Annotated in this window: 10 protein-coding genes; 8 read left to right on the plus strand and 2 right to left on the minus strand. The window is 52.6% G+C overall.

Going from position 1 to position 16,998, the window contains the following annotated elements; translation table 11 throughout:
• Positions 1-41: 41 nt before the first annotated feature.
• Positions 42-239, minus strand: a complete 198-nt coding sequence (locus GA004_RS12995; protein WP_283394302.1) for a hypothetical protein — start codon at positions 237-239, stop codon at positions 42-44.
• Between the two features lie 129 nt (positions 240-368).
• On the minus strand, positions 369-1,817 hold the full coding sequence (locus tag GA004_RS13000) for a sulfatase family protein (RefSeq protein ID WP_283394303.1): 1,449 nt from the start codon (positions 1,815-1,817) through the stop codon (positions 369-371).
• Positions 1,818-2,012: 195 nt separating this feature from the next.
• On the opposite strand from GA004_RS13000, the gene GA004_RS13005 reads away from it, so the two are divergent.
• The 8 genes from GA004_RS13005 to GA004_RS13040 all read left to right on the plus strand — a co-directional run bounded on the left by GA004_RS13005 (position 2,013) and on the right by GA004_RS13040 (position 16,708).
• Positions 2,013-4,553 carry a tetratricopeptide repeat protein gene (locus GA004_RS13005; protein WP_283394304.1) on the plus strand — a complete coding sequence of 847 codons (2,541 nt, stop codon included), beginning with the start codon at positions 2,013-2,015 and terminating at the stop codon, positions 4,551-4,553.
• 42 nt (positions 4,554-4,595) lie between these two features.
• Positions 4,596-5,447: a DUF4159 domain-containing protein gene (locus GA004_RS13010; RefSeq protein ID WP_283394305.1), complete on the plus strand. Its 852-nt coding sequence runs from the start codon at positions 4,596-4,598 to the stop codon at positions 5,445-5,447.
• Positions 5,448-5,488: 41 nt separating this feature from the next.
• Entirely contained in the window at positions 5,489-6,487 is a 999-nt protein-coding gene (locus tag GA004_RS13015) for an AAA family ATPase (RefSeq protein WP_283394306.1), read from the plus strand.
• Between the two features lie 30 nt (positions 6,488-6,517).
• Positions 6,518-7,426 carry a DUF58 domain-containing protein gene (locus GA004_RS13020; protein ID WP_283394307.1) on the plus strand — a complete coding sequence of 303 codons (909 nt, stop codon included), beginning with the start codon at positions 6,518-6,520 and terminating at the stop codon, positions 7,424-7,426.
• Complete coding sequence (locus tag GA004_RS13025; RefSeq protein WP_283394308.1) at positions 7,423-9,483, plus strand: vWA domain-containing protein; 2,061 nt, start codon at positions 7,423-7,425, stop codon at positions 9,481-9,483. Before GA004_RS13020 ends, GA004_RS13025 begins: the two co-directional genes overlap by 4 nt.
• Positions 9,480-13,244 carry a hypothetical protein gene (locus tag GA004_RS13030; protein WP_283394309.1) on the plus strand — a complete coding sequence of 1,255 codons (3,765 nt, stop codon included), beginning with the start codon at positions 9,480-9,482 and terminating at the stop codon, positions 13,242-13,244. The genes GA004_RS13025 and GA004_RS13030 overlap by 4 nt, the downstream gene beginning before the upstream one ends.
• A 123-nt stretch (positions 13,245-13,367) precedes the next feature.
• Positions 13,368-15,746 carry a glutamine amidotransferase gene (locus GA004_RS13035; RefSeq protein ID WP_283394310.1) on the plus strand — a complete coding sequence of 793 codons (2,379 nt, stop codon included), beginning with the start codon at positions 13,368-13,370 and terminating at the stop codon, positions 15,744-15,746.
• Complete coding sequence (locus GA004_RS13040) at positions 15,743-16,708, plus strand: hypothetical protein (RefSeq protein ID WP_283394311.1); 966 nt, start codon at positions 15,743-15,745, stop codon at positions 16,706-16,708. The genes GA004_RS13035 and GA004_RS13040 overlap by 4 nt, the downstream gene beginning before the upstream one ends.
• Positions 16,709-16,998: the final 290 nt, after the last annotated feature.

Consider the following 16,998-nt stretch of genomic DNA (forward strand, 5'->3'; position numbering starts at 1 on the left):
GCAAGCATAGACTGGGCCTTAGGCTGAATTCGGATTCAGCCCTATTTTCTCGAAATCGTCTCACGCCATCGTTTCCTTCGCAATTCCATCTTGGAAAAGGACCCGTCCCCATCGGCTAAAAATGCGAGGGTTATTTCACGGTCTTCCGTTATGTACAAATCTTCGGAGACTCGATTGAGGGCCGCCAAACCTATCCCCGCAATCGCCGCTACAGGATTCCACAAACGAATATTTTGCATGTAAATCACGGTCGTTCTAATGCCCTAGATACACGTGAAATGCTATTTGATTTCAAAATGTTGGATTGCAAGGGTGCTGGTCCATTTGGAACCCGATAAACCCATTCTTCGCTTGCTAGCACCAATCCACTAAAACACGCAGGTCGTTTCGCTCCCGAGATCTACCGCAAATGCACTTTGATCGAGCATGGTCTTCATGAGATCAAATCGGATTTCATTGCAATCCGGATCGCTCCATAGGTTATTGAACTCACCGGGGTCCTTTTCCAAATCGAACAATTCGCCGCTCTCATGACCGTGATAGACCACGAGCTTGTACCGGTCAGTTCGGATCATGGTGGCATAACTGCCTTCCCAACGCTCTCTTCCCGGAGAAAGAAGGCTTAAGGCTCGATAGTATTCACAGCGCACGAATTTTCGATGCGCATCAAACTCACTTTCCAACAAGCGACGCAACGAGCGACCAATCATCCGCTCGCCTTTTTCTACACCCGCATAGTCCAGCAGTGTAGGGGCAATATCTGTCAGCTCGACAAGGGAACGCTTGCGAACGCCTTGAGAAATCACACTCGGCCACGATATAATCAACGGAATATGCACCAGTCCTTCGTAAAACCGGCAGCCCTTCGTGATCAGGCCGTGGTCTCCCAGCATTTCGCCGTGGTCGCTGGTAAAGATGACGAGCGTGTCTTCACGTTGTCCACTTCGATTCAGACAATCCAGCATCCGACCCACGTGATCGTCAATTTGCTCAATCATTGCGTAGTAGGCCGCTATCTTCTCCTTCGCTTGAAAACTCTCTGGATCTGAGGCGACCACCTGGAAATCGACTCCGGCCAGCTTTTTCTGGGACGCTAAGTCGCTTTCGCGAAAAAGCGGGTTAGGAACGGATTCCGGATCATACTTGTCAAGATACGACCGAGGGGGATCAAAGGGCACATGCGGATCGAATATATTCACGCTCATCAACCACGGATGGCCCGCATTCTCCTCCATAAACTCAATCGCTTTGTCCGCACAGAACTTAGTTTGATGCAGCTCGGGGTCCATATAACCTTTTTCCTGATACATTTCTCCGAGGGTTCCCCCCTTTTCTTTAACCCAGTCCGCATAAGAATGCCCTTCCGGCCACATATCCTTGTGAGAATGGGACCAGTGAAAGACCGAATAGCCATCATCCTCAGGCCTAGGCTCGATCCGACCGTGGCAACCTGCCAAATGCAGCTTTCCTACAAGACCACAGCGATATCCAGAATCCGCCAATGTCTTGGTGACCAAAGGTGCTGCCTCCGCCCACCGGTCATTCCCATTGCTGCAACCATGGACGCTACTCGGGTACATTCCCGTAAGAAAACTTGAGCGACTCGGGGTGCAAATAGGACTCTGGCAAAACGCTTTCAAAAAGGCCACTCCCTCGTTTGCCAACCGATCGATGTTCGGTGTTCGAATGCACTCGTTCCCTAAACTGCTGATCGTGTCCCAACGCTGCTGGTCGGTGCAGATCCAAAGAATGTTTGGTCGACGCTTTAGTTTGTCGACTACAGAAAATTTTATTGTGCTAGATTCGCTAACCATCATTCAAGAAACTCCACTATCAAAGCCATAGGGCACGACGCTTGACGGCCCTAATTACGGCTCGAAAATATCTATTACGACTCGAAAGCTGTCCACTCGCAAATTTCCATTCCAACGTTCAAACCCTTGCTGTAACTGATTTTGAGATATTGCGTTTAATTTCTTGCGGCAGCCTTTGACCCACAACTATCTTTTTACGTGTTTCGTCAAAGAACTACTAACCTATCAAGTACTCTTTTTCTGATAGGAGTTCTATCGGGTGTCCTCAATTCCACAATCGTCGCCCAAGAAAAGGATGAAGAAGCACTTCCTGACATTCAATCAGTCGAAGACCTGTACCGGACGGGTCAATACGACGAAGCGCTAGAAGCCGCGGTTACTGGACGCCGAATCCAATCGTGGAATGAAGTCTGGTGGCGGTTGGAAGCCATATCGCTCCTCAAGATGGGCCGGTACGAAGAAGCCCACGAACTACTGACGCAGGGGCTCTCAAGCCGATACTTCGGCATTCGCCTGCAACTAATCGCTAGAGAGGCGGCCCTGTACGCCGACAATCCTAGGCGGGCCGATCAGATCCTTGACGAGATCGACAACAACATTCGGAGGCGGGGACGCTACTCATATGACCCCGATTCGCTCGTAGCGATCGGTGAGGCCGCCATACTCCTGGGAATTGAGCCGAGGATTGTTCTAGAGAACTTCTATAAACGCGCTCAGACGGAGCAGGATCCCACTGCCAGCGCCTTCCTAGCGAGCGGGAATTTGGCTCTGGCTAAAAGTGACTTTAAACTCGCCTCCAAAAACTTCCAAGAAGGCCTCCAACACCACCCTGGAGATCCAAACCTATGGTATGGGCTGGCAAGCTCGTTTATCGAAGGCAGTCGTTCCGAATTACTGCAGTACGCCGAAAACGCTTTGGGCATCAATGAAAAGCACCCCGAAACCCGAGTCCTAATTGCCCAGCACCTTGTGGATGCGGAATCCTACGACGAGGCGATCGAGCAAATCGACATCGCCCTCGAGGTGAACCCTCGCTTTCCCGAAGCGCTCGCCTTGAAGGCCGCCATAGCCTACCTTCGAAGTAACGACGACGAGGGAGATTCTTATCGAAAAAAAGCCCTTTCCACCTGGCGAACCAATCCGAATGTGGATCACATGATAGGAAGAAACCTCTCCCGTAAATACTGGTTCAATGAAGGGGCTGCTTCTCAGCGACTCGCCCTAGCCTATCAGGTGGACTTTCTTCCCGCAAAGATACAACTCGCCCAAGACCTCCTCCGCTTAGGCCGAGAATCCGAGGGATGGGCACTGGCTGATGAAGTACACAATGCCGACCCCTACAATATATCAGCTTACAACTTGGTTACTTTGCGGGATAAAATCGATGACTTCGAAACCATGGAGACCGATCACTTTCGCGTTCGGATTTCAAAAAAGGAAGCTCCCGTCTATGGACAAAGAGCCCTGGACCTGCTTGAGCCTGCCTACGACTATTTGACGGAGCGCTACGGCGTCGAGATAGACGAAAAAGTGACGGTCGAAATCTATCCGAACCCAGCTGACTTTGAGGTGAGAACCTTTGGCATGCCCGGCAACCCAGGCTATCTCGGAGTTTGCTTCGGACCGGTATTTACCATCAATAGTCCCGCTACCAGTCTCGCCAATTGGGAGTCCGTCCTCTACCACGAATTCTGCCATACCGTCACTCTGACACTCACCCGAAATAGGATGCCAAGGTGGCTGAGCGAGGGCATTTCCGTTTACGAGGAGCGGGAACGAAACGGTTCTTGGGGCCAAATGATGACTGTTGACTATCGAAACCGGATCCTCGAGGGGCGCATGCAGAAGATCAGTGAAATGAGCGCGGCTTTCCTTAGCGCCCAAAGTGGTGAGGACACTCAATTTGCTTACTTCCAATCTTACCTCGTAGTAAAGTTCATCTACGACAACTATGGCTTGGAACCGATGAAAGCTACCTTGCGAGCCCTCGCCGACGGAACTGAAATGAACGCCGCGCTATCCCAACATGTCGCTCCTCTTGCAGATCTCGATAAGCAGTTCCTCGAAGACGCCAAAAGCCAAGCTGCCAAGCTAGGGGGCTCGTACACGTTCGAGAGCTCCGAGAGTATCATGGAAAAAGCGATCGCTGTGATCACTCCAGAAAACAATTACTTCGATGAAATGGGAGCGCTCAAGCCGGTTATCGAAGCCGAAGACTGGGAGACCGCCCGGGTCGAGCTAGAAGCCATTATCGAAAAATCTGGCTATTTGCCAGGTGAAGAGAATGCTCACAAGCTCCTTGCCTATGTCTACGAGCAACTGGGGGAAACCGAGCTTGAAAAGGAAACCCTTACTCAAATCGCCGAAAACGAAGGCCACACAATCGAGCCGATTGAGCGACTCCTGTTTATCGCTCTAGAGCAAGATGATCCTCCTTCTGTAATCAGATGGGCGAATCAGTGGATCGCGATCAGGCCCATGGCGGTCGAACCCTGGCGGGCCCTGTTTTCGACTCACGCCCGCTTTCAATATGGAGCTGCCGCGATTCCCGCCGGACAAGTTCTTATCGAACTCGATACCCCCGATATAGCCAAAGTCCACTACACCTTGGCCCAGCAACATCTTCGAAGAGACCCCGAAGCGGCTAAACGCCACACCCTCATGGCTCTTGAGGAAGCTCCCCGCTTTCGACTAGCGTATGAGTTACTCGACACACTAAACAGAAGACATTCGAAATAGGACAGAAGACCCAAACCAAAAGTAGAATCAATTCAGCCAGCAATGAACTCATCCGTTTACAGATTTTCATTCTTTCTTTCGATCGTAATCTCGGTCCTTCTTAACGCTAACGGTCAGCGTTACGACAATCGAGCCGGTGTTCCAGAGTGGCAGGTGGACTCCGAGTTCAAGCAGGACGTCTTCACGTTTGCTCGAGTACAATACAGTTCGGGTGGCGGCAGAGGCGGCCATGGCGGATGGGGAGGCCGCGGACGGGGCTGGGGACGTGGCGGATGGGCTACAGACTACCCGGATGCGGAACTCAATTTCGCCTTTCGACTCCAACAGATGACCAGCCTGAAAGTGAACCCAGACTCCGTTGTAGTCGAGCTCACTCAAGGGGATTTGTTCAACTACCCTTTTCTCTACATCATCGAGCCGGGTCGTCTGATTTTCATGGATGACGAAGTGACGGCCCTTAGGAAATACCTACTCAATGGCGGTTTCCTCATGGTGGACGATTTTTGGGGCGACGACGAGTATGACAATTTCTACTACGAGATGAAACGTGTTTTCCCTGATCGCGAACCCGTCGAGCTATCCATTGACCACCCAATCTTCCACATGGTCTTTGATCTAAAGGAAAAGCCTCAAGTGCCCAGCGTTGGGCACGCCGTTCAGGCCTACCGAAGTGGATACGGCATCGTCAGCCATCAGGGATATGGAACGGAAGAAGTGCACTACAAGGCCATCTTTGACGACAACGGGCGAATCATGTGCATCATCTGCCACAACACCGATCTAGGAGACGGGTGGGAGCGCGAGGGTGAGGACGAATGGTACTTCAGAGAATTTGCGGAGAAAAGAGCCTACCCAATGGGCATCAATATCATTTTTTACGCCATGACCCACTAGCGTGTTCAATTTCTTAAACCTAAACCAACAAAACCAATTTTATGCCATTACTAGAAACCACAGAAGAGCAGGAAGACGCATTTAATCGACTGCAAGAAGGCAGGAAAAGAGTCGAGACAGAACTCGGCAAAGCCATCATCGGACAAGAGGAAGTCGTCGAGCAATTGCTGTTGGCTTTGATTTCTGGTGGGCACTGCCTGATCACGGGTGCTCCCGGCCTCGCGAAAACGCTTCTGATCAAGTCTGTCGCCAAGGTATTCCGGCTGGATTTCCAGAGAATCCAGTTCACCCCTGATTTGATGCCCGCCGACATAACGGGGACGGAAATCCTCAATGATACCGCAGAGGGAAGGAAGCTAGTTTTCTCAAAAGGTCCGATTTTCACCAATCTGCTTCTGGCGGATGAAATAAACCGTACGCCGCCGAAAACGCAGTCCGCCCTCCTCGAGGCCATGCAAGAGCACCAAGTGACGGCCGCCGGGACTCGCCACACTTTGTCTGAGCCCTTTTTCGTCCTCGCTACCCAAAATCCAGTTGAAATGGAGGGCACCTACCCGCTTCCCGAAGCGCAGCTCGACCGCTTTCTTTTTAACGTCCTTATCGATTACCTTCCCGAAGCGGATGAAATCGCGGTTGTGAAACAAACCACCTCAAAAGAGCACGACCCCATTGAGTCGATCTTTTCCGCAGAAGACATCATCGAGTTTCAACACCTAGTTCGCAAGGTTCCCGTTTCCGATGAAGTGATCGCCTTCGCCGTAAAACTGGTCGCCGCGTCTCGTCCTAAAAACCCAGAAGCGCCTGATTTCGTCAAAGCCTGGGTCAATTGGGGTGCCGGCACGCGTGCCGCCCAAGGTCTAATCCTCACTGGGAAGGCATTGGCTCTCTGGCACTCCCGTGCCCATGTGACCAAAGAAGACATCGTCAGGCTAGCTCCTCCAGTACTGCGTCACCGCATCTTACTCAACTACCGGGCGGAAGCGGAAGGTGAAACGATTGAAACCGTGACCCAGAAACTCATCGAGCATATGCAGTCGTAACCAAGATTTTCCCAATTACCTTCATCCTAAATGTCCACCGCTAACACAATCGGTATTGATCCCGCCGCCCTCTTCGCCATCCGCGACTTGGAGTTACGGGCGCGTGTCGTAGTGGAAGGTCTATGGTCAGGACTTCATCGCAGCCCGCTGGAAGGTTTCTCGGTGGAGTTTACGGAATACCGAAACTACTCACCGGGCGACGACTTGCGCTACTTAGACTGGAAAGTCCTCGGTAGAACGGATCAGGAGTTCATCAAGAAGTTCGAGGACGAAACCAATCTTCGCTGCATGATTTTAGTGGACACGAGCCGGTCCATGAAATTCACATCGGGCGAAGCATCCAAGGCGGAATACGCACGAACCTTGGCAGCGACACTCAGCTACTTTCTCTTGCAGCAGCGAGACGTTGTTGGGCTGGGACTGATCGACCGCGATCTTCATCAATTTTTACCTGCTCGATGGCGGCCGGGCCAGTTCAAGAGATTGCTTTCTCTTCTCAGCATGGAATCTGAGGGTAAAGAAACCAACCTTGGCAATGGGCTCGACCAGATTGGCAAGCTGACTCCGAAACGGAGCCTCATTATCGTCATTTCCGATTTCCTTTCACCACCGGCGGAATGGGAAAAATCAATGGGCCAATTAATCGCTGCCGGGCACGATGTAAGGGCGATTCAGATACTCGATTCAGCCGAGCTCGATCTGGAATTCGGTAAAGCATCCCAATGGGAAGACCTCGAAACGGGAGAACAGATCTACATCGACCCCAATGAAGCCCGCAGTGCCTATAAGGCGAGCTTCAAAGCGCACCAGTTAAAGATACGCCGCACACTGGAAATGCGGGGGATTCGCCATCTCATCGCTCCCACAAACAAGCCTCTGGACTTCGTTCTGATTAATCTTCTCAGACGCCAGCCACTGAAAGGACGAGTCGGTTCATGAACCTACTTTCTCCATGGTTTTTAGCCGGTTTAGCTCTCATTGCGGGACCCGTCATATTTCACCTTATACGCAGGGCGAATAAAGACCGTATCCGATTTTCGGCTATTAAGTTTCTAAAAGAGTCCCCCCCGCGTCTGGAACGGAAAAGCCGCATTCAAAACCCATGGCTTCTGGCATTACGCTGCCTCGTCGTTGCTCTACTTGCCCTAGCCTTTGCCCGCCCATTCATCGAATCCAACTTGCCAGTCACCCCAAATGTCTCTCCTCCGAATACACTCGTTCTGATCTTAGATGGCAGCGCGAGCATGCAGCGGGAAGGGGCTTGGGCTAACGCGATTCAGCAAGCAGAATCGTACATCGAGGATCTAGAGAGCCAAGATCAGCTATCAATCATTTCCGTCGCTTCGAATGCCCAATTAAAACTTCCGTTTGACCGATGGAGCGAATGGCCACCAAACGAACGCCAAACACTCGCAAAAGCCCTACTCTCAGAAATGAAACCGAGTTGGGGCTCAAGCCAGCTCGATGATGCTATCGAGTTAGCGTTGGCTGAACTCGAGCAGGTCGATGAAGGTGCCGCCTCAACCTCCAAGAAACGCATTGCGCTTCTTTCTGACCTGCAAAAGTCCGCTCGCATCGCCGGGATAGCAGGTCGCGAATGGCCGGAGGAGTGCCAGTTTGAGATCAAAACTATTTCAGGAACTCACACTGGCAATGTCGGCATTTTTTGGCTCGGCTGGACAGGCGAGGATGAGCAAAGAAAAATGCGAATCGGCGTTCGAGGTTCCGGAGAAACTGAAGATCCCGAACTCGAACTGTCACTGTCTCATGCGATCTCAGGAGCCGTCCTATCAGAACCCACCAAATTGTACTCTAATTCTGGCGACAAAAGTCTTGTTCTTTTGGCCGTTCCTGCTGGAACTGAGGGTCCGTTCCAAGTGACCCTAAGTGGTGACTCTGAGAGCTTTGACAACACCCTTTTCGTAGCCGAAGAGAGACCTAGGCCCATGGCGTTACACTACTTCGGCGAGATTGAGAACGCGGATAATCCGAACCAGGCCGCCTTCTACATCAAGCGCGCCGCATTGGGATGGGAGGACCCAATTGTTAGTTTTGGAACTCCTGACAGGGTCGATGCCGAAGAAAATCGTGCGGCCCCATTTATTCTGATAGATTCCGTTCTGGATCAGAATTTAGTCGCCGCAGTTAGATCTAGAATTTCCGAGGGTTCACACGGCTTGCTTCTCCTCAACCATCCGGATCGTATTGAAATCGCCGCATCCCTGCTAGGGGAAAATGGATGGAGAACCGGGACGGAGAATCAGACTGACTCTCGATTGGGAATAATCGATTTCCAGCACGCTTTATTTAACCTTTTCGCAGATCCACGTTTCAGCGATTTTTCCCGTATTCGATTCTGGCATACTCATACCGTTCGTCTTCCGGAAGACTCGAATGCCGTCGCGATCGCCCAATACGACGACGAATCCCCAGCGATACTTGAAGCACCCATTGGAACCGGCACACTTACCATTTGGGTAGGTGACTGGGCACCTAAGTACAGCCAATGGGTCCTTTCCACCAAATTTGTGCCTTGGCTTCAGAGGCTTTTCGAGAGGGCCGCCGGTGGATCGGATCAGCCCAGCGTCGTAAGCATTGATGCCGTCCGTTCCAAATTCAGTTCCCCTACCGCCAGCTGGCAACTCCTAGACGCGGATGTTTCCTCAAGCGAAACCCCAACTCTACCGGGTCTCTACCGGCTACGCGATGGGAGATCCGACCGCTGGGTCGCCTTGCAAATTTCTTCGGAAGAGAGTGAATGGGAAACCCACGCCCTCGAGGATTGGGAACGACTTGGAGTACCCTTGGGAGGACCCTCATCACTAGCAGAATCTAAGATCTCGACCGAAGCCGAACTCCGAACTCAAAACGCTGTCGAACTGGAAAGCCAGCAACAGATTTGGCGATGGGTCATCATCTTGGTCGCCATCCTTCTCGCAACTGAGAGCCTGATTGCCCGAAAACTTCAAAATAGAGAGGACACCGTTGCCGTATGAAGCCTAAGCAAAAAACGCTCATAGAAGCGATTGGTTCACACGCTGACCCAAGGCTGAAAGGAGAAACCCACGAAGTCGCCAAACGGATTCGATCGACCCGCTTGTTGAAGCGGCAATCACGCCGATGGCTCATCGCGTTTACGATTGCCCTCGCTTTACTCGTGAGCGCCTACCTCGTTTCGGTCCTCGCCACGCTTTTGATCGTTGGGACTTTGACGATCATCGTAGGCACGCTCTTCTTGAATCGCAGCGAGTCGAATCGCACACCCTTGGACTACATTGCGGCGGCCCAGGCGATCGAATCCGCAAACCCTTCGCTTAAGCAAGCATTGTCCACGGCTATGGAACAAGGCGACTATCGCCGCAGACCTCTAAACTTTCTGCAGGGAAAACTGATCGATGAAATACTCGACCACAACACCATCAACTCGTGGCAGCAAGTAGGCGTAGAAGACTATAAAAAGTCTCTCTTCAGAAATCTGGCCGCTACTTTGCCCATATGGGCTCTGCTTGTCGTGGCCTTCCTCGTAGAGCCTAAGAAAACAGAGCGTCTGAGGGTCATTTCATCTACAGCTTCGCTCACTGTCAGTCCAGGCGACACTGAAGCGGAACGAGGTTCGACCGTGGTCATCACGGCTCGATTCAAAGGAGAGTCCCTTCCTAAAGATGTAGAGCTCGTCACTTTGTTCCCTGACGGGAACTCTACCCGAAACATCATGGGGCAAAGCCTTTCGGATCCTGTTTTTGTTCACTCCCTACGCAAAGTGGACTCCGATCTCCGTTACCATGTCGCGTTCGACGGGAGAGATTCAGAGGCCTACAAAATAGAAATCTTTGAGCTTCCTGCTCTGATACAGGCAGATGCGAATCTGGATTTCCCGGACTATACCCAAATACCCGATCGGCTCGTCGAAGACACGCGACGAATCAGCGCGGTCGAAGGAACCCATCTCACCTACTCTTTTACAACGAACAAGCCGATCGAGTTAGCGAAATTAGTCGGTCGCGATGGCCAGGAAGTCCTTCTTGAAGCGGCCAATCCAGAAAGTACGCGCTTTGAAACTTCACTTATCGTAGAAGATTCGCTTCGAATGGCGCTAGAGCTCAGTGATGAAAAGGGACGGAAAAACCCTTTTCCTCCCGATATACGAATCGAGGCTCTTCCCAACAAAAAGCCTGAACTGTCAATCGCATTTCCGCGGGGCGACCAGCGGGTCTCCCCGATCGAGGAGATCGCCTTGGAGGCAGAGGCGAGAGACGACTTTGGGCTGCTCGACTATGGACTTGCTTTTAGTATTGGAACAGAGCCACCCGTTTACCTTTCTTCGGCCGACAAGAACACGCTCGATCTAGACTCGGATTTTGAGGCCATTCTTTCTTTAGAGGAACAGTCCGTAGCAGCAGATGACCTTCTGACATGGTGGGCTTGGGCCGATGATTATGGCCCGGACGGGGAATCACGCCGTTCTACCAGCGATCTTTATTTCGCCGAGGTCAGGTCTTTAGACGAAATCTTTCGCGAAAATGAAAGTGGGGGCGTTCAAGGACAACAGCAACAAGGGAATCAAGGAGAGGAGTTGATTGAGACTCAACGCCAGATCACAATCGCCCTCTGGAAATTGAAGCAGCGCGGTCTTTCCGACGATTCGTTTATCGAAGACGCGGAGGTCATCAACGAGTCGCAAACAGAAGCATTGCAAGAGCTCGAGGCATTGAAGGAGCGACTTGAAGAAGAGAAGGCGAAAACGGCTGCAGAGTTGGCGGGTTCCCTTATGGAGAACGTCCTCATCTCATTGGATACCGTTATCATCGATGGAGTTGAGAATCCCTTGGACAAGGCTGCTTCAAACGCGCAGGGAGCCACTCAAGCTCTGCTTCGTATACAGCCCAAGGAATTCAACGTATCGCGATCTCGCCAAGCGGGTGGCGGTGGAGGAGGCCAATCACGCAACCAGCGACAGCTCGATCAACTGGATTTTCGCCAAGAGGAGAACCGGTATGAGACCGCCAGCCAAGCACAGAGCCTGACTTCTCCCGAGCAAAAGGAGCAACTACAAGTACTGAGCAAACTCAGTCAATTAGCACGTCGCCAGGAGGACATCAACAAGCGCCTGCAGGAACTCCAAACCGCGATCGCTCAGGCTAAAGATGAAGAGGAGCGCGAAAAGATTCGTCGCGAGCTAAAGCGTCTAGAGGAGGAACAGCAGCAAATGCTGACCGATGTCGACGAGACGCGACAACGGATGGACCGACTTCAGTCAAACGAGAACAACCGCGAGGCGCGTCAGCAACTTGATCAAGCTCGTGAAGAAATGCGCGAAATCGGCGAGTCAATGCGTAACGAGCAGATCTCTCAAGCCCTCGCCACCGGCACACGTGCCCAGGAAAATTTGGAGGATCTCAAAGAGAATTTCAGAAATGAAACTTCCAGCCAATTCACCGAGCAACTTCGCGAAGCGAGAAAGACGGCTCGAGATTTGGCAGAAAACCAGCGAAACATTAGCGAAGCGCTCGAAAACCTAGACCAGGAAGGCGGGCCTCGCTTGGACAATTCAGAAGACCGCGAGGACATCGCAGAACGTATCGCTCAACAGCAGGAGAGACTCGATTCGCTGATGAGAGATTTGAGAGAGGTCACTGAGGCATCTGAGTTCAGCGAGCAGAAGCTCCACCGAGAACTTTACGACCTCCTCCGCGAGCAAAGTCAAAGCGAAATCGACGATCAACTACAAACGAGTTTCGAAATGTTGAGCCAAGGATTCGTAGAACAAACCCAGGGCATGCAACCGGAGTTACAGCGTAGCTTCGACGAACTGCAGCAGAACGTCGAACAGGCTGCGAGCAGTGTCCTAGGGGATCAAGCGACTTCCCTTAGATTTGCCCAAGAAGAACTCGATTCGCTTTCTCGCGATCTTCAAGCCGATAATGGCGAACAAGAAGGAGCTCGACCGGGTCAAGAAGAAGGTCAAAAAGGATACGGTCTCCAGAATCGGGATTCAAATGAAGAAAATCCGGGCCAGTCAACCGCCGACGCCAGCGAGCAAGGATCCTCTCAACGACGCAGACCGGAAAACAATCAGCCGGGGCAACTACCCTCAGATCAACCAGGACAACAACCTGGATCCGGTCAACCCGGTCAAGAGCCCGGGCAGTCTCTCGCCCAGCAACCGACCGAAGGTCAAGGACAGCAGCCCGGGCAATCTCCTAGCGGCGAAGCAGGCGGACAGGGGCAACAGCAGGGCCAGCAACCGGGACAGTCTGGACAATCAGTCGCCCAACAACCCAATAGCGACCGAGGGCAGCAACCCGGTTCCCAAGGAGGCGGATCTCCCACTGTTGGCCGTGCCAGCGGCGATGGCGGTAGTGACATCGCTTCTGCCCTAGACGATTTTCTTAGCGAGTTTTCAAGTAATCCTGGAAACGAGTCTCCTCTCACTGGCAGAGGCTTCAACGACTGGGCCGAGCGGCTCCGTACGGTCGAGGAACTCGTGGATCAGCCGGATATTCGCCAGCGACTTTCTCAAGCTCGCGAAGAAGCGGAGCGTATCCGGGCGGAGTTTCGACGGCACGGATCGGAGCCAAAGTGGGGCGTCGTTAATGATGGCATCATTGCTCCCCTCAACGACGCTCGTACTTGGGTAGCCCAGGAGCTCGCACGCTACGAAGATCCAAATGCCCTCCAGCCCATCGATCGCGATCCCGTGCCGCGCGCCTATCAAGAATCCGTGAGAAAATACTATGAATCTCTTGGCGAGAAATAAGCTCACGACCCCGCGGTCTGTCGATGAAGGTAGGGAGGACCGGCCCGGTCCTCCGCAAACGCCTAACCAACAGAAGGATCGTGCAGGTCCTCCTTACCCTCACGCATCCGCGTGCTCAACGTTATGATAGGAGCGATCACCTTAAACGGAGATAGCTGGTGGTGGGTATCACTATTGGTAAGTATCGCTCTGCTTGGTTCTTCCTATTTCGCCTGGAAAAGCGAGGGCCGACTCATCAAAGGGTACGCCCTTGGCTTGTCACTACGCGCTTTCGGAATTGTACTGCTACTCCTTTGCGTACTAGACCCCCATTGGGCCGGAGAGCGTCCCGCTAAAGGAGCCAACATCGTCGCGGTCGTCGCGGATAACAGCCAAGGCATGCAGCTAAGCGATATCGGGCAAGAAGAGAGCCGGGGGGGAATTCTAAAAGGAAGACTGGCCGGAACAGAGGCCTCCTGGCTGAGCGAGCTAGGTGAAAACTTTCAAGCCCGATCCTATCGCTTCGACCGGGAGCTCAGACGCGTGACCGATTTTGCCAGTCTGGACTTCCGGGGAGATCGAAGCAATCTGGCCTATTCTCTCCAACAGCTAAAAGAGCGATTTGAGGGCCTACCCCTGGCGGGGATATTGCTGTTCACCGATGGAGTCGCTACCGACTCCGCAGCGATCGATAGTATCAACCTGAGCACCCTTCCCCCAATCTATCCCGTAGTGGTCGGAGATTCGACCCCATTGCCTGACCTGAGCATCGAAAGAGTCGAGCTAAGGCAAACCGCTTTTGACGACGCCCCTATCTCGCTTAAAGCGATTGTATCCTCTGCTTCCCTACCCGCCCAGAATGTTTCCGTAAGCGTTACACCACTCGAAATCCGAGACGCGCTTCCCGCAGTCAACGACGAGTCCGATCTTCCACAACCCCAGTCCTTCCGCACCCAGGCTAGCGGATCGAACCACACCCTCGTTTTTGACTGGCGCCCGATTCGTACAGGTATTCAGTTTTACCGGCTCTCGACGAGCAACTTGAATTTGGGAGAAGAGGCTACTGAGGCGAACAACGAACGCATCGCCATGGTGGACGGGGGGCAAAAGGCCTTTCAGATTCTCTATGTCACCGGACGCCCTAACTGGGAATACAAGTTTCTCAACCGCGCCCTCTACAAAGATCCGCAGTTGCAGATGACCGGTTTGATCCGGGTCGCCCGTCGTGAGCCTAAGTTCGAATTCAAGGGCCGCTCTGGAGAGTCCAGCAATCCGCTCTATCGCGGCTTTGGACGCGACGAAGAAGAAACCGAAGACTATGACCAGCCGGTTCTCATACGAGTCAATGCACGCAATGAGAATGAACTCAGTGACGGATTTCCGAAAACGGCCGAAGAATTGTTCGAGTATGACGCCCTGATCATTGACGATCTCGAAGCCGAATTTTTCAGCTTCAATCAGCAGACGCTGATCCGACGCTTTGTATCCGAACGAGGGGGTGGGCTCCTAGCACTCGGCGGAGCCGACGCTCTGGACCACGGGGGTTATGAAGAAACGCCGATTGCAGGAACCCTTCCCATTTACCTCGACCAGACTTTCAAACGAGCCTCAAGCGAGAACCTATCCTGGAAACTCACTCGCGAAGGCTGGGTCGAACCGTGGACGAGAGTCCGACCATTGGAAAGGGACGAGCGAGCGCGACTCAATACCATGCCCCCCTTTCGCGTGTTGAATACGATTCCAAAGATCAAACCAGGAGCTCGCGTTCTCGCGGAGGTCGAAAACTTGCTGGGAGACCGATACCCGAGCCTTGTCGCGCACAACTTCGGAGCAGGCAAAGTCGCCTGCGTCGCCATCGGCGACATGTGGCGATGGGGGATGCGAGGTGAAAGCGAGCAAGAAGATCTGGCTCGACTTTGGCGGCAGATCGCCCGTTGGCTGGTCACAGACGTTCCCGAGATTGTAGAAATAGAGGCCAAAGAATCTTCGGAGGGCATTGTGCTCAATGTTGAAGCTCGAAACGACGACTACAAACCACTCGAGATCGGGCAGGCTCGAATCACCATCCAACGCGTGGATTTAACGGAAGAAGAGCTCACCACCTACAAGAGCTTTACCGAGGTCGATTTTTTCGCGGAACCGATTGCCGACTCTCCCGGACGGTTTACGACTACCTTCGCCTCACGGGACGAGGGGGCCTACATTGCGAGCGTCGAAGTTCTAGGACCCGAGGGCGAAGTAATAGGCATGGCCGAGACGGGTTGGGTCAACGAACCTCTGGCAAATGAATATCGTGCTCTTTCACCCGACCGGTATTTACTCCAGCGTATTGCAACCCAAACAGGGGGTGAAGTACTCGATTGGAATGCCCTTGCTACTATCGGGGACAAACTATCCAAGCAACAAACGCCCATTACAGAAATCTGGTCGTATCCGTTATGGCACAACGGCTGGCTTTTCGCTGCTTCCCTTTGCTGCTTCTTAGCGGAGTGGGGATTGCGTCGAAAGAAGGGACTCGCATGAAGACTTTTCTCATAGCCTCTGCCCTTCTCTTCTCGAGCCTATCTTGGGCTGAAACGAAGGAAACCGAACATGAGCTCCTTCTCATTGTGGGGGCTCCTGGAGAAGAACGTTTCGCCAATGGTTTTCGGTCGGCAGCAAGCGCCTGGGAAAAGGCGGCCGCGTCGACAAATGCCAGCATTACGATCGTGGGCCTGGAAGCGTCTGATAAAGTAGATCGAACACTCATAGAGGAATGGGTAACGAATTTGAAGAACGATAGCACCATACCCGCCTGGATAGTCTACATCGGCCATGGAACCCATACCCAGAAAAGCACGTTGCTCAATCTACGGGGTCCCGATCTGAGCGCTGTGGTGCTGTGCGAATGGCTTGACCCTCTCGAACGCACTCTGATTTTCGTCCATGGCGGTTCGGCATCCGCCCCATTCATCAATCGCCTTTCCAAGCCCAACCGTATCCTCATGACCGCTACACGGAGCGGCACAGAGCTTAACTACGCTCGTTTTGGAGAACGCTTTGCCACCGTGATCTCGTCACGGGAAGGCGACGCCAATCAAGATGGACAGGTTTCCCTCCTAGAAGCCTTCGTGTCCGCTGCCCAATCTGTGGAACAGTTTTATGAAGACGAAGGCCGACTCGCCTCCGAGCACGCACTCATTGACGACAATGGAGATTCAGTCGGCACTCCGGCTGACTGGTTCCGTGGAGAACGGCTGATCAAACAACCGGAGGGAGACACTATTCCCGACGGATTTCGCTCGCGCCAAATCGCCTTCATCGCTTCCGAGCAAGAACGACTTCTTACCCCGGATCAGCGATTCGCCCGCGACCGTTTGGAGGCGGAACTCGAAACCCTTCGAGCTAAGAAGGAGGAGCTAGACGAGAGCGAATACTACGATGCGCTCGAAAAGATACTTCTCGAACTCGGTGAAATCTACCTCCTCGTCAAGAACGAGTCTTAAGGCAAAAGGACGACACTTCCCTTTAACCCACTTCTAATTAAATCGATCAATTCAAACCTTTGAAATGAATATGTTGCAAACCGGTAAGAAAAGTTCATCGAGCTAAATCAGTTCGTTGAACCTTTCGAAGCGTTTGAAAGAGTTCGAGGACGCAGCGATGGATGAGCTCTACCTGCTAACAAGCGATTAGGTCCGATCTAAAAGAATCAGGAGCTTTTATAGCGACCTGATGGATGTAATCGAGTCAAAATTCACGACCTTCCTCAATAAGAACGCCACTCATTCTGGTC

It is taken from the genome of Candidatus Pelagisphaera phototrophica (genome assembly GCF_014529625.1).
In the GTDB taxonomy this organism is placed as follows: domain Bacteria; phylum Verrucomicrobiota; class Verrucomicrobiia; order Opitutales; family Opitutaceae; genus Pelagisphaera; species Pelagisphaera phototrophica.